Annotated in this window: 11 protein-coding genes and 2 pseudogenes; 7 read left to right on the top strand and 6 right to left on the bottom strand. The window is 55.1% G+C overall.

What is annotated here, in order from left to right:
- Positions 1-57 precede the first annotated feature (57 nt).
- The 3 genes from C8K58_RS31135 to C8K58_RS31125 form a co-directional block, all read right to left on the bottom strand.
- Positions 58-1,506 carry a gamma-aminobutyraldehyde dehydrogenase gene (locus C8K58_RS31135; RefSeq protein ID WP_108574861.1) on the bottom strand — a complete coding sequence of 483 codons (1,449 nt, stop codon included), beginning with the start codon at positions 1,504-1,506 and terminating at the stop codon, positions 58-60.
- Positions 1,507-1,637: 131 nt separating this feature from the next.
- A complete protein-coding gene (locus C8K58_RS31130; RefSeq protein ID WP_108574860.1) occupies positions 1,638-2,537 on the bottom strand; it encodes a LysR family transcriptional regulator in 900 nt (299 codons plus the stop codon).
- Between the two features lie 137 nt (positions 2,538-2,674).
- Positions 2,675-3,505, bottom strand: a complete 831-nt coding sequence (locus tag C8K58_RS31125; RefSeq protein WP_108574876.1) for an IclR family transcriptional regulator — start codon at positions 3,503-3,505, stop codon at positions 2,675-2,677.
- 517 nt (positions 3,506-4,022) lie between these two features.
- On the opposite strand from C8K58_RS31125, the gene C8K58_RS31120 reads away from it, so the two are divergent.
- The 7 genes and pseudogenes from C8K58_RS31120 to C8K58_RS32865 form a co-directional block, all read left to right on the top strand.
- Complete coding sequence (locus C8K58_RS31120) at positions 4,023-4,928, top strand: ABC transporter substrate-binding protein (protein WP_218279015.1); 906 nt, start codon at positions 4,023-4,025, stop codon at positions 4,926-4,928.
- A 13-nt stretch (positions 4,929-4,941) separates the two neighbouring features.
- The gene (locus tag C8K58_RS31115) at positions 4,942-5,868 is read left to right on the top strand and encodes an amino acid ABC transporter permease (RefSeq protein ID WP_108574859.1); all 927 of its coding nucleotides are present in this window, start codon (positions 4,942-4,944) and stop codon (positions 5,866-5,868) included.
- Positions 5,865-6,629, top strand: coding sequence for an amino acid ABC transporter ATP-binding protein (locus C8K58_RS31110; protein ID WP_108574858.1), 765 nt, complete (start codon positions 5,865-5,867; stop codon positions 6,627-6,629). The genes C8K58_RS31115 and C8K58_RS31110 overlap by 4 nt, the downstream gene beginning before the upstream one ends.
- Positions 6,630-6,772: 143 nt before the next feature.
- Positions 6,773-8,101: an FAD-binding oxidoreductase gene (locus C8K58_RS31105; protein ID WP_108574857.1), complete on the top strand. Its 1,329-nt coding sequence runs from the start codon at positions 6,773-6,775 to the stop codon at positions 8,099-8,101.
- A gap of 98 nt (positions 8,102-8,199) precedes the next feature.
- The gene (locus tag C8K58_RS31100; protein ID WP_108574856.1) at positions 8,200-9,549 is read left to right on the top strand and encodes an MmgE/PrpD family protein; all 1,350 of its coding nucleotides are present in this window, start codon (positions 8,200-8,202) and stop codon (positions 9,547-9,549) included.
- Positions 9,550-9,839: 290 nt separating this feature from the next.
- A complete protein-coding gene (locus C8K58_RS32365; protein WP_133822158.1) occupies positions 9,840-10,166 on the top strand; it encodes a hypothetical protein in 327 nt (108 codons plus the stop codon).
- Positions 10,048-10,338, top strand: a pseudogene (locus tag C8K58_RS32865) (DNA topoisomerase III); the annotation flags it as partial. The gene C8K58_RS32365 and the pseudogene C8K58_RS32865, both read left to right, overlap by 119 nt.
- 82 nt (positions 10,339-10,420) lie before the next feature.
- Here C8K58_RS32865 and istB read toward each other — a convergent pair.
- The 3 genes and pseudogenes from istB to C8K58_RS31070 form a co-directional block, all read right to left on the bottom strand.
- Positions 10,421-11,176: an IS21-like element ISPsy14 family helper ATPase IstB gene (istB, locus tag C8K58_RS31080; protein WP_108574854.1), complete on the bottom strand. Its 756-nt coding sequence runs from the start codon at positions 11,174-11,176 to the stop codon at positions 10,421-10,423.
- A 20-nt stretch (positions 11,177-11,196) separates the two neighbouring features.
- A pseudogene (istA, locus tag C8K58_RS31075) lies at positions 11,197-12,711 on the bottom strand (IS21 family transposase).
- A gap of 144 nt (positions 12,712-12,855) precedes the next feature.
- On the bottom strand, positions 12,856-13,011 hold the full coding sequence (locus tag C8K58_RS31070) for a TauD/TfdA family dioxygenase (RefSeq protein WP_371921661.1): 156 nt from the start codon (positions 13,009-13,011) through the stop codon (positions 12,856-12,858).

The raw sequence follows: 13,011 nt of genomic DNA, 5'->3' as shown, positions 1-13,011 counted from the left end.
GGCAGTTTTTGAACATGGCGAAGCTGGCCTTGTCGGCTTGTTGTTAGGGTATTGCGGTTATTTCAGGTCGTTGCCGTGGCGGGCCATGATGTGCCGTACCACGCTGTAGTCTTGGAGCGAATCACTGGATAAATCTTTGCCGTAACCTGAGCGCTTTAAGCCGCCGTGGGGCATCTCGCTGACCAGCATGAAATGGCTGTTGATCCAGGTGCAGCCGTACTGCAGCCGCGCTGCCACCTGCATCGCCTTGTCCAGGTTCTGGGTCCACACGGACGACGCTAGGCCGTACTCCGAGTCATTGGCCCAGCCCACCGCTTGCTCTAGCTCGTCGAAGCGGGTCACGGTGACCACCGGCCCGAATACTTCGCGCTGAACGATTTCATCGCTCTGCTTGCACCCGGCCAGCAGGGTCGGCTGGTAATAGAAGCCGGCACCGGAGTGAGCTGCCGCACCAGTGATGCGTTCGATGTGCGGTTCGGCCAAGGCACGCTCAACAAAACTGGCCACACGATCCCTCTGGCGAGTGCTGATCAGCGGCCCCATTTCATTATCGACATCGCGCTTACCGGCAAAGCGCAAGCTACTGACCGCCGCACCGAGGTCAGCCACCAGATTGTCGTGAATGCCGGCCTGGGCATAGATCCGACAAGCAGCGGTGCAGTCCTGCCCAGCATTGTAGTAACCATAGTTGCGTACCCCCTCGATCACGGCTTGAAGGTCCGCGTCATTGCAGACAATCACCGGAGCCTTGCCGCCGAGTTCGAGATGGGTGCGCTTGAGGGTTTTTGCAGCGGCTTGCAGGATTTTCTGTCCCGTGACGATGTCACCAGTCAGGGAAACCATGCGCACTTTCGGGTGACAGACCAAATGACTCCCGACGTCCTCACCGCCCCCGCAGATAACGTTGATCACGCCCCGCGGCAACAACTCAGCCAGCACTGGGGCTAAGGCTAAAATCGATAATGGCGTATGTTCTGAAGGCTTAAACAACAGGGTATTGCCGGCGGCCAGGGCCGGGGCGATTTTCCATGCGGCCATCATGATTGGGTAATTCCACGGCGCAATGGATGCCACAACACCAATCGGATCGCGTCGGACCATGCTCGTGTAGCCCGGCAAGTATTCGCCACTGAGCTGACCAGTCTGGCAACGCACGGCGCCTGCGAAAAAGCGGAATACATCAATGGTGGCGCTTAAATCGTCCTGCCGCGCCAGGTGTAATGGCTTTCCACAGTTCAGGGACTCCAGCCTTGCCAGACCATCAGCCTGCGTTTCAATGGCATCGGCAATCGCCAATAACACACTGGCCCGTTGTTGCGGCGTGGTTCGCGACCAACTGGAGAAAGCCCGGTATGCGGCGAAGATAGCCGATTCGACCTGCTCAGTGCTTGCGCCAGCGATATGAGTCAACACCTCGCCGGTCGCTGGATTGACGATGGGTTCGACGAAGCCTTCTCCTGCGACTAACTGGCCGTCAATTAACAAGGTGGTAATTAGTGGCGCCATCACTGGAAGACCTCATAAGTTACCGCTCCGCTCGAGGCTTGGTGAGCGCGGTTATGAAGAGCGAGGGTATGGAAATCGTTCCCTCTTGCCTAATTCGAAATACACAAGGGTGCCTTCTGGAAAACTGATAGCTAACGTCCGTAAGGCTTCTCCCGAACGACCTCTAGGAACAAATCGACTAACTCTGATCGAGCACTGCCTCGACGCCAGGCAAGGCCGACATCTAAAGTCTGGGTCAAGTCTGCCAATGGACGGCCTTCAACAATGTCCCCTTCCAGCGACCAGGGGCGATAGGTCATGTCCGGCTGAATGGCAACTCCGAGGCCCGCTGCCACTAGGTTTCTTACAGCTTCAGTCGAAGCCGTACGCAGGGTTACGAGAGGCTGCAGTTGGGCGCTCGACCACATGCGCCTGGCATTTATCTCCATCTCGTCAATGCACAGCTGAATCAACGGCTCCTTGGCGACATCGGCCATATGGAGGCTATCGCGCTCGAGGAGCGGGTGCCGGGGGGGGAGCCATAAACGGAAGGGCGATTGCGTGAGCACCTCGCACTGCAGCGCCTGGCGATCTTCGAGATTCGACACAATGAGGACCCCAACGTCGACCTCACCGCTGACTAATAGATGCTCAATGTAAGGCCTCTCATCTTCCATGACGCTGATACCAACGTTGGGGAAGGCGCGCTGAAAACGGGTGAGAAGATCTGCCAGGTAGTAGCCTGCTACTAAGCTGGTCACGCCAATGATCAAGTGCCCCCCGACTTGTTCGGTGCTTTGCTGCAGGCTGCGTTTGGCATTTTCCACTGTGGCAAGAATAAGGTGCGACTGACGCAAAAATTGATGCCCCTGATGGGTCAGCGTCATACCTTTGGCATGACGGCTAAATAGGCTTACGCCTATTTCCTCTTCAAGTTTTTGCACCGCGAGCGTAAGAGTGGATTGAGAGATGAATACTGCTTGGGCTGCTGCGGAAATCGAACCCGTCTCCGCGACGGCGATGAAATACCGAATCTGCCGCAAACTCATCATAGGCAAGCCTCAACCAAAGGTAGTTCAACGAAACCTATCCCCCTGCTATAGATTTTCTCTAGGGCACATAGGAACTTGCTCAACGCGCGCAAACTTTCGATAGGTTGGCCGTGAGTCTCGAAGGTAAGGCCCCAATCTCATCTGAGCATCTGGGATGGGTTTCGGGAGACCGGATCAAAGGGGCTAATTCGAGAGCCGACTTGCTCTGCCTCGCGCTTGAGGATCTCAACCACTGCCGGTAGTCGATCCGGTCCAAGACGATCACTAATGGTCGATGCACTTATGGCCGCCACAACCCGCCCGCTACGATCAAAGATCGGCACCCCTACCGCCGCCATCCCGGGTAATGCTCCAGTCAGGCGTGAGGCGTATCCCGCCCTACGCACATTCTCAATCTCAGATCGCAAAAAGACCTCGTCGTAATGATGAAAATCCTTGAGCCGAGGCATGTTGTAACTGATCACGGCATCGCGCTCCTCATCCGGAAGAAACGCAAGAATCGCCAAGCTACCCTGGCCCACGCCCAATGCCACGCGACCACCAATATCTCCGGTAAAGGTGCGTATCGGGTAAGGACCGTCTGTGCGATCGAGGCATATGGCGTCAAATCCAGACCGAGCCAAAAGAATTAGCGATTCCCCCAGCGTCGCCGACAGCCTCAGCAATGCAGGACGGACTAAATCGCGCAGATTCCCGGCGTTCTGCGCTCGTGCGGCCAGAGCAAATAGATCTAGGCTTAGGCGATAGCGTTTAGTGTTTACGTCCTGCTCCACCATGCCCTCATCGATAAGACTCCTTAGCAATCGGTGCGTAGTGGGTTGAGACAAACCAATGCGGACGGCCAGTTGAGTGACCCGCTCCCCTCCCTCTGGCGTATCAGCGAGTGCACGCAGAACCGCAAACAATCTCGAAGCAGCCGTCAAGCCTGCTTCTGGAGACTGATTATTCTGATGAATGGAATTGCTCATGAATACGTCAGCCATATATTTCACTCAGTGAATAAATCTAAAAGTAATTAATATTTAAGCGGAATATACCATCAAAACCCAATAGGATGGATTTTAATCAGCCACCTGGGTGGAGATGGATAGCGAAACGTCCCCATCCGTACGCACCCCGGCACTGAGAGTTTTTTACAGACGTTGATGACCGAGCTGTCGAGGGGATCGAACGATCTCAGCTGACAGGCCGCCTGACGCGACAAGGAACCCAAGACACCACTCTCCGATCAGTGGGGAAAAACCGTTGAGGGGTAGATACCAGATGAAAAACAGCTATTGATTAATGCGAAGGCTACTTTCTCAATTTGGTATTTGTTGGACGTGGGACTGATTAGTAGGCTTAAACGGCGACTCCGCGATAGCGGACGCAAGGGCATAGACCCAACAAAATAAATAGATCCTCAGCCGTACATGCTCGGCTTCTTCGCTCCCTGGGAGCTACCCAGGACGTACTGCCGCCTATGTACAAAATGGAGACTTACAGATGAATATCCGCCTCAGCGTTTTCCGGAAACTTCGTACACATCAGATAGCGATGGCCGGAATGATGGCTACTTCGTTACTTCTAATCGGTATCCCTTCGACCCAGGCAGCCGAATCAGCCGCGCCCAAGCTTGCTGTGAACCAAGAGGCGATCAATCTGCTCCCAGACTCGGTCAAAGCTCAGAAAGTGCTTCGAATAGCTATGCCTACCAACGAGCCTCCTACTCAGTACTACGAGCCTGGTACCGAGCGCATGACCGGGATCAACCCTGACATTGCCCGCTTGATCGGCCAAGCATTGGGAATGGAAGTAGAAATCAAAGTGGCGACGTTTGATACCCTCATACCAGGGTTGGCAGCTGGCAAATACGATATGGCGGTAGCGTCGATGACTCCGACTGCCACTCGAATGAAAGTTCTAGATTTCGTTGATTACCTGCTGGTCGGAGAAGATATTGTAGTTCCAAAAGGTAATCCTCAAGCAATTAGCCATACGACTCTATGCGGAAAAAGGGTCGCTGTTCTTACTGGAGGCTACCAGCTTACTGTTGAGGTCCCACAATTCAACAAAAAATGCGTAGCTGATGGCAAAGACGAAATCAAAGTCAGCACGTTCCAAGAAACCAGGCAAGCCATTGGGGCGCTTACTAGCGGCCGACAAGACGCTGTCTGGGCTGATGCCCCTATTCTCGACTTGGCCGTTAAACAAATCCCCGAGATTGAAGTTGGTGACGCATTCAACTTCGAACCTGTCGGTGTTGGCATGTCGAAGGATTCAGGTTTGCTGAAAGCAACCGCAGCAGCAGTCGCTCATGTAATTAAAAGCCCAGAGTACATGGCAGTACTCGATAAGTATGGCGTCAAGTCAAGCGCGATCACCGATGCTCGTGTTAACTTCGCTCAGTAAGTAGGTCACTCAAATGCCATCAATCGACGTTCGTAACGCTGCAGGTGATCAGGCCTCAACTTCAACCAGGGATGAACCATCCGTTGTTCCCCTGAAGCACCCAGTCCGGTTAGCCTTTGGCGTTTTACTGGTCCTGGTGGCATTTGGGGTCACCTGGAATGTAACTACAAACCCGCGTTTTCATTGGGATGTGGTTATTGACTACATCTTTGCTCCGCAAATACTTAGAGGGGCGGTTCTAACAATAATTCTTACCTTCGTATCTATGGTGATCGGAATTATCCTCGGGACAATTCTTGCTGTCATGCGGCTGTCCGATAATCCGGTCGTTAGTGCTACGAGCAGATTATATATTTGGTTTTTCCGTGGTACTCCGCTGTTGGTCCAACTGATCTTTTGGTACAACATCGCGGCGCTGTATCCAGTTCTCTCTATTGGTCTTCCCTTCGGTGGTCCGACGTGGCTGCTCGGCTCTGCGAACGATTTCATTTCCCCGCTAGGTGCGGCTCTTCTGGGTCTAGCGCTTAACGAGGCGGCTTATATGGCAGAAATCATACGGGGAGGTATCGCGTCCGTCGACAAGGGGCAACATGAGGCTGCGAGAGCTCTCGGAATGAATGGAGGCAAGGCTTTACGAAGAATCATCCTTCCTCAAGCGATGCGTGTTGTGATACCGCCTACCGGTAATCAAATTATCGGGATGTTGAAAGGCACTTCCTTGGTAAGTGTTCTGGCGATTTCGGATCTTTTGTATTCAGCACAGATTATTTACTCCTCTAACTATCAGACTATACCGCTGCTTATTGTGGCAAGCGGATGGTACTTGGTTATGACATCGGTATTGAACGTATTCCAAAACAAGCTGGAGCGACGCTACGGTCGTGGCTTTGACAATTCCACTCAGTCTGCTGACCGTAGCCTGGCGGGGGACGCGCAATGAATAATTTAATGGTTGAAGCTCGAGGTGTGAAAAAAAGCTTTGGTTCCCTGGAGATCCTGAAGGGCATTGACCTACAGGTCGAGCGGGGCTCCGTCACGTGCCTTATCGGACCCTCCGGGTCAGGCAAGACGACCTTCCTGCGATGCATTAATCACCTCGAAAAAATCAATGCTGGGCGCCTCTATGTGGCCGGGAAACTGGTTGGTTATGAAGAGCGTAACGGACGTCTTTATGAAATGAGGGAGCGGGATACTGCTCGCTCGCGACTGGCGGCAGGGATGGTCTTCCAACGTTTCAATCTTTTTCCGCATATGACAGTACTAGAGAATATCATTGAGGCTCCAATCCAAGTGCTGCGCAGACCTCGAAAAGAGGTGATTGAAGAAGCCAGAGCACTTCTGGATCGAGTAGGACTGGGCCATAAGGGAGGGGCATTTCCCTCGGAGCTGTCGGGCGGTCAGCAGCAGCGGGTGGCTATCGCCCGAGCTTTAGCAATGAAGCCAAAGCTTATGCTGTTTGACGAACCGACCTCGGCGCTCGATCCAGAGCTTGTCGGTGAGGTGCTGGATGTCATGCAGAAGCTAGCCGAGCAGGGCATGACTATGGTCGTAGTTACCCACGAGCTTGGCTTCGCCCGCCAAGTAAGTGACCAGGTTGTATTTATGGACCAAGGCGTGGTGGTTGAGAATGGGCCACCAGCGCAAGTTCTTGGCGCGCCAAGGCACGAAAGGACCCAGGCTTTTCTCTCAAAAGTGCTTTAACTGATTTATCGCGGAACTCAGACAGTCGTCCGTTCTGCCAGAATAACTCAGCGGGGTGTTGTCACTTTTCTGCGGCCTAGAAATGGGCCGCCTAGCACCTGGCACTAGTATGCCGGGCGATAGTAGCCTTCAGGAAGTTGTTTATGAACCAGAACCTCGATACGGTGATGGACGATATTGTTTTGCCCGAAAAAGTGGATGTAGTTGTGATCGGGGGCGGGATCATCGGCGCCTCTACGGCTCTATCGTTAAGCCTCAAGGGCTTGACTGTCGCACTGTGCGAAAAAGGGCTGATTGCAGGTGAACAATCCAGCCGCAACTGGGGTTGGTGCCGGATAACTAAGCGAGACCCCCGGGAACTTGAACTAAGCATCAAAAGCGTAGAAATGTGGCGTGAATTCGAAGCGATTTACGGAATCGATACCGGTTTCCGTCAGTGCGGGATTCTGTATGCGGCGGAAACTGACGCAGCTATGGAAGCTCATACAAGTTGGCTAGAGCGCGCTAGAAGAGTTGCTGGAGATACTTTTGACACGCGCGTTCTAAGCTCAGACCAAGTCGCAAGGGTCTTACCAACAGCTTCGCGTCGATTCAAAGGTGGTATTTATACTCCGACAGACGGCCGAGCCGAACCCGAAAAAGCCGTGACAGCACTGGTTGCGCTATTACGGTCCCGCGGCGTCAAGGTTCTCACTCCATGTGCTGCGCGAGGAGTAGAAACAAGTGCAGGGCGGGTTAGTGCTGTTGTTACAGAGCATGGCGTAATCCGGTGCCAAAGTGTCGTCGTAGCAGGCGGAGCCTGGTCCCGCCATTTCTGCGGAAATCTTGGGATTAACGTACCTCAACTCCTGTTAAGAGCTTCGGTCGTCCAGACTACCCCAATTGAAGGTGGGCCGGATGTCTGTACGAGTACGGGCCCATTTGCGTTTCGCAAGCGTGTCGATGGGGGCTATACGATAGCTAATGGATTCAGCTCAATCAGCGAACTGACACCGGATAGTTTTCGGCTGTTTTTCCTGTACCTCAAAGCACTTAAAACCGAGTCGGGCCAGCTAAAGATAAGATTTGGTAAGCGATTCTTTGAAGAACTGTTGCGCCGCCGAAGCTGGCCGCTCGGCGAGAAAACAGTTTTCGAAAAAGTTCGCACGCTCGACCCCGAGCCAGCTGGGTCGGATGCGGATACCGCATTCGAGCAGTTCATCGAACTCTTCCCGCAGCTTAAAACCGCGCGTATCGCTCAGCGCTGGGGCGGGTACATGGACGTTACTCCGGATGCTTTGCCGGTGATTTCAGGTGTCGAGAGCATTCCAGGATTTTTTATTGGCACAGGCTTCTCCGGTCACGGATTTGGAATCGGTCCTGCCGCAGGTCGACTTTTAGCAGACTTGGTAACGAACGATCAGCCGCTGGTGAACCCACACGTATTTAGGCTTGGTCGATTCTTCGACGGATCAGAAATCATACTTGATTAACTTACTGGTCTGACCGACCGTCCCATTATGAATATTGTTACGCGGTAATGCGGAGAAGGCTAGTTGTCAGTCCAAGCGAGCCCCGCTGGAGTACTTCAATGAATTTAGATAGCACGCATGTGATAAATGAACTCGCAGCCTTTGCTAGCGAGTACCCCGAGGGCACATTGAGTGACCAAGCGCGCAAGACCTGTGCGTTACTCGTCGCAGATTTGCTGAGTGCTACTGCAGCGGGATTTGATTCGAAGCTGGCTGTCGCTGCCCGCATCACTGCGGAAAAAATGTATGGCACGGGAAACTCAGGCTTATGGCTCAGTGATAAAAAGCTCAGTATTGCAGGAGCCGCGATGGCTAACTCGGCAGTCGCAAGCGCTTTAGATCTTGACGACGGGCACCGAGGCGCTGCGGGCCATCCTGGGGCCGGTATTATTGCAGCGGTGTTTTCTGTGGCGCAGGACGTCTGTGCTACAGACGACTGCATCTTTGACGCTATTGCCATCGGTTATGATATTGGATTGCGGGTGGCTACAGCACGTCCGCCATCAACCGTCGATACCTATGCCAGCGGTCGTTGGGTCAGTTACGGCGTGGCTGCTGCCGTTGGACGGCTGCTGAAACTGAATGCATTGGAAATGGCCCATGCCATGGGTATTGCGGGCGCGGAAGGCCCCATCGGGTTCGTGAGTTCGATCTATGAAGGAAGCACGGTTAAGGAGTTCATTCCGCCTGCAGTCATTGCAGGATTGACAGGAGCTTATAGGGCTCAAGCCGGCGCTACGGGCATTCTCGATCTTCTGGATGATGAACGACTGTTCAGCCGTCAGGTCATTCTCGGACAGCTGGGAGAGCACTGGTGGATGGAGGACTGCTACCTGAAACCCTATGCATGCTGCCGGTATATGCACGCGGCTATCGATGCGATTTCGGTCTTACGCCGTCCTGGGCTTCCAATTCTGAGTCTTCGAATTGAGACATTCCCGGATGGACTTAAGCTTCCTAATGAACGGACTCCTAGGACGCTGGAAGGCGGCCAATACAGTTACTATTTCAACGCCGCTTTGGCTGCACTTCGCGGTGTAGCTGCCCTGCAACCAGTAGATCCTGCCTCATTAGAGGACAGAGAGGTCTTGGCTTTGGCAGGAATCATTGAACTCGTTGCTCACGATGATTTTGTAGATTCTTTTCCAAAGGGTACGCCTTGTCGAGTAACTTTGGATCAGGGAAATGGCCCCGAAAGCTTGACGGTCCTTTACCCCTTGGGCGACGTAGAAAATCCGATGAGTTGGGAGCAGGTGATCGAAAAATTCCACCGACTTTCGGCGGGGATTATTTCCTCTGATGAGCAGTCCAAGGTTGTACTAGCAGTTGAGCAAATAGCGACCAATGGTTTTAGTCCACTTTTTGAGGCGATTAATGTGCGGCTACGAGATGAAACTTTTAGCTCGTGACTGCTTCTCCTGCCTCAGAAGTGTGGTTTAGCGAGACATGCGAGGTAGTCGCGCATTGGCGTAGCGGTGTCCATAAGCTCGGAAAATAAACGCTCTCATTGACACCGGACTGCTCGTAAGTTTCTAAATCAATGGGCAGCAACATCGCAACGAGTGGTACTGCCCTACGTAGGGGGCGGTGAGGCGTCAATAGCGAGACCGTTGAAGCCTATTACGACAAGCTCGGTGTTTAGAAAACAGTTAAACACGCGACAAAGATAGACAACCGGCGGTTACGACACGGAGTCTTCATGGAAGAAAATATTCCTAAACACCTTGGCACTAAGATATTTTACCGCCCTATCGAAGTAGCGGTGCGCTGGTGTGGCCTTGAAGAATTTGAATCTAAAATACTGCGCGAGGCGTCCTCCTCTGTTTATCAGCCAGAGAAGCATGTAGTCCCCGCATGCATCCAGGAAAAACTTGATATTCTCTGGGATGCCATCCTTCATGGAGAACTATTTACTGAAGAAAAAACGCGCGTTAATAGCTACGGCGGCGGCCCATACCCTGATCGAGGCGGTACCCGCTGCAGTTGCGGATCCTGGCATGACCGCGATCTGGGAGCAGGCGCTTGACGAAATCGAAGCGGGGCGCCTGTCCTTGGAGGCGTTCGTTGCCAAGCAGGCGAACTGGATTGCTAAGTTGGTCGAACACTATGGAGCGCTCAACTTGTCGATACCGGTCGAAGCCGGCCCGGCCTGCCCCATTTGCAATGCCTCAATGATTGCGGATTCCACGCCATCCGGCCACCCAGCCCACCAACATCCGGCCACCTGTTCCACGGTCATCCGGCCGGGCAGTCGGAGCGCAGCGACGCAGGTTTGCATTGTTAGTCTGAAGTCCCTGCCGTCGTCAATTTCGTTGCGCGTCTGCGCATCGATTCGCCCTTCAGTTCGATCCGATAAGCGTTGTGCACCAGCCGGTCGAGGATCGCGTCGCCCAAGGTCGGATCGCCGATCAGCGCATGCCATTTGTCCACCGGCATCTGGCTGGTCACCAGCGTCGAGCGGTTGCCGTAGCGGTCGTCCAGCAGCTCAAGCATGTCGCGCCGTTGCGCGGCGGTAAAAGGCGCCAGGCCCCAGTCGTCCAGGATCAGTAAGTCGGTCTTGGCATAACCAGCCATCAGTTTGGCGAAGCGGCCGTCGCCGTGGGCCAGGCCCAGTTCCTCCAACAAGCGTGGCAGGCGCAGGTAGCGCACGCTGTAGCCGTCGCGGCAGGCCTTGTGGGCCAGCGCGCAGGCGAGCCAGGTTTTGCCTACGCCGGTTGGGCCGCCGATGATCAGGTTCAGGCCGTCGCGCAGCCACTGGCCGCTGCCCAGTTGCAGGATCAGCGCCTTGTCCAGCCCGCGCGGGCTGCGGTAATCGATGTCTTCCAGGCAGGCGTTATGGCGCAGTCGTGCGGCTTTGAGGCGAGTCGTCAGGCGTGCATCTTCGCGCTCGGTCAGCTCGCGGTCGACCATCAGGCCGAGGCGTTCGTCGAAGCTGAGATCGTTGATGTCAGGCGTTGCGTGTTGTTCGCCAAGCGCCTTGATCATGCCGTGCAGGCGTAGGGTTTGTAGCTTGTCGAGTGTCGGATTTGGCAGCATGTTCGTGCTCCTTTTTCAGGTCAGTGGTAGTAGCCGGGGCCACGCAGGTTGATGTGCTCGTCGGGCAGTAACGGCAGGTTTTGCTGGGCCAGCGGTAGCCGTTCCAGTCCTTGGCGCAGTATCGATTCGAGGCTTTTGTAGCTACATGCACCCAGTGCCAGCGCACGCTGGCAAGCGGCTTCCAGCCGCTCTTCGCCGTGCTGTTTGCTCAGGCGCAGGATGCCCAGGCAGGCGCGGAAGCCGTGCTGCGGATGGATTCGGCGTTCGAGGATGTAGGCGATAACGCCAGCGGTGTTCGGCCCTGTCTGCTCGGCCCAGCGGATCAGCCGTTGCGGCGTCCACTCGGCATGTTCGCGGTGGCTCTTGGGCATGTGCTCGATCTGGGTGGTGTGGCGGCCTTTATGTGGCGAGCGCAGATGGCTGGCCACACGTTGGTTGGCGTGGAAGCACTCGACGGTCTGCGCGGTCAGGCGTACTTCGAGTTGGTGTTTCACCAGTTGGTACGGCACGGAGTAAAAATGGCCGTCGACTTCGACGTGGTAGTCGATGTGCACCCGTACCTTTTTCCACTCGGCGTAGACGTAAGGGTGTTCCGGCAGCGCTTGCAGCGCCGGTTGGTCGATGCTCTCGAAGGCTGACCGGCGTGAGCCGGGCAGTTTCTTGAAGGGCTTCTGATTGAGGCGATCCAGCAGCAGCGCGATGGCTGTGTTGAGTTCGCCCAACGAGAAGAACTGGCGGTTGCGCAGCACCGCCAGGATCCACCGCTCGACCACTTGCACGCCGACTTCAACCTTGGATTTGTCCTTGGGTTTGCGCGAGCGAGCGGGCAGCACGGCCACGCCGTAATGCTCGGCCAGATCGCGGTAACTGGGGTTGATGTCGGGCTCGTAGCGATGTGCCTTGGTCACGCCGCTGCGCAGATTATCCGGCACCAGGATCTATGCGGTGCCGCCGAAAAAAGCAAAACAGCGGGCGTGTGAGCCCAGCCAGTCGGGCAGTTTCTGCGACCAGGTGGCTTCGGCGAAGGTGTAGCTGGAGGCGCCGAGGACGGCGACGAAAATCTGGGCCTGGCGGATCTCTGCGGTTCGCCGGTCGATGATCGGCACGGTCTGACCCGCGTAATCGACGAACAGTTTTTCGCCGGCGCGATGCTCCTGGCGCATGACCACGTCGACCTTGGCCGCCCAGAGGCGGTAGTGCTCGCAGAACCAGCTGTATTGGAAGCCTTGCGGATGGGTGAGCCGATACTCTTGCCAAAGCAGGGCCAGGGTTACGCCGGGACGGCGTAGCTCGGCGTGGACATGAACCCAGTCCGGTACCGGACGTTCATCACTGGGGACAGCGGGCGGCGGCGGAAAAAGATGCCGTTGCAACTCGGCGTCAGTCAGCGCAGACGGCCAGGTAAGACCGCTGGCAGCAAAGCGATTGAGGTACTCACCGACGCTAGCTCGACCTACTTGCAAGCTGATAGCGACCTGGCGGGCAGATAGGCCGACCTCGAATTTGAGACGTAGCACTTCTCGAATCTTACGCATGGATAACCGCTCCACGACGACCTCTCTGCTTCGATAAAAGAGGTCGATGGTAGTGAATTAATCCTGCGTTGCTGCCTGCCTTAAGGGTGGCCGGATGACCGTGGAATGGGTGGCCGGATCATCGTGGAATCAGTGGCCGGATGTTCATGGAATAGGTGGCCGGATGGCTGTGGAATCCGCAGATAACCAGTAAGTATCACCGCCGGTTGGTGGAACCTCAACCGCCCGCAAAAGGGCACCAGCTGGGGGACGTTCATAGAACCAGGTATCCGTATGCCAACCCGCTTCACTGTTCCCCAT

It is taken from the genome of Pseudomonas sp. GV047 (assembly GCF_003058245.1).
Lineage (GTDB): Bacteria > Pseudomonadota > Gammaproteobacteria > Pseudomonadales > Pseudomonadaceae > Aquipseudomonas > Aquipseudomonas marginalis.
The sequence above is the reverse complement of the archived record's forward strand: the minus strand, read 5'-3'. Positions and strand labels throughout refer to the sequence as shown.